Consider the following 1,401-nt stretch of genomic DNA (forward strand, 5'->3'; position numbering starts at 1 on the left):
AACCGCCGGACCTCCTTTCAGAGGTCCGGCGGTTTGCAGTCCGGGAAAAAAGCGGTGCAATCAACCGATCTTCTTGAACAGCTCCACCAGCTTTTCCTTGTCGAAGAACACCGGGTTAGCGCCGGCGCAGGCGTCCTTCATGGCGTTCTCGGCCAGGGTATCGTAGTCGGGATCGTTCACGCCCACGTCCTTCAGGCTCTTGGGAATGCCCACTTCCTCAGACAGTGCCTTGATGCGGCCGATCACATGATCCACACACTCGGCGTCGGTCTTGCCCTCGCAGTCGTAGCCAATGGTGGCAGCGATGGCACGGAACTTGGCCGGGGCGTGCTTGGCGTTTTCTTCCTCCACCACGGGCAGCAGCATGGCGTTGCATACACCGTGAGGCAGGTCATACAGGCCGCCCAGCTGATGCGCCATGGCGTGTACATTGCCCAGACCGGCGTTGCTGAAGGCAATGCCGTTCAGATAGCAGGCATAGCACATCTGCTCGCGGGCTTCCAGATCCTGGCCGTTCTTCACGGCGCGGGGCAAGAACTCGAAGATCTGCTTGATGGCGTACAGAGCGGTGGCGTCGGTCACATCGTTGGCGCCCTTGGCCACAACGGCCTCCACCGCATGGGTCAGTGCGTCCATACCGGTGGCAGCGGTCAGGGAGGCGGGCATGCTCACCATCAGCTCGGGGTCGTTCACGGTCACGGCAGCCAGGGTGTTGTTGTCCACCATGATCATCTTCACGTGGCGCTCCTCGTCGGTGATCACGTAGTTGATGGTCACCTCGGCAGAGGTACCGGCGGTGGTGGTGATGGCCACGATGGGCAGAGACTTCTTGGAGCTCTTGTTCACGCCCTCGTAATCCTTGATGCTGCCGCCGTTGGTGGCCAGCACGGCGATGGCCTTACCGCAGTCCTGAGGGGAACCGCCGCCCACGCTTACAACAAAATCGCAGCCGTTTTCCTGCAGGACCTTCAGGCCGTCCTCCACGTTCTTCACGGTGGGGTTGGGCTTGGCTTCGTTGTACACCACATATTCCACGCCCACGCTCTCCAGCATCTTGGCCACCTTGTCCACGGTGCCGTTGCCGGTCAGGAACTTATCGGTGGAGATCAGGGCCTTTTTGCAGCCCATGGCCTTGATGGGAGCGGCAGCATCCTGCAGGCAGCCCTTGCCCAGCAGGTTGATCGGGGGTACATAGTAAGTCATCGTCATTTCCTCCTTGTGTAATTTGTATCTTCTCGTTGTTCTTATTTACGAATTATATACGTATATAAGAATCATCTGTTTTTAAGGTATCACTTGGAGGCGGTGATTGTCAATTTGCGTTTTCACCCATTTTCTGAACAAATTTTTGTCAACTATTTCTGCGGGCAAAAAAATACCGCCGGCAAAAGCCGGCGGTAT

Annotated in this window: 1 protein-coding gene; it reads right to left on the reverse strand. The window is 57.5% G+C overall.

Features of this window, described 5'->3' with window-relative positions; all coding sequences use genetic code 11:
• Positions 1–60 precede the first annotated feature (60 nt).
• Positions 61–1,209, reverse strand: coding sequence for an iron-containing alcohol dehydrogenase (locus PH256_RS15160; protein ID WP_270914824.1), 1,149 nt, complete (start codon positions 1,207–1,209; stop codon positions 61–63).
• Positions 1,210–1,401 lie beyond the last annotated feature (192 nt).

Source organism: Allofournierella sp. CML151 (genome assembly GCF_027853465.1).
Classification (GTDB): domain Bacteria; phylum Bacillota; class Clostridia; order Oscillospirales; family Ruminococcaceae; genus Allofournierella.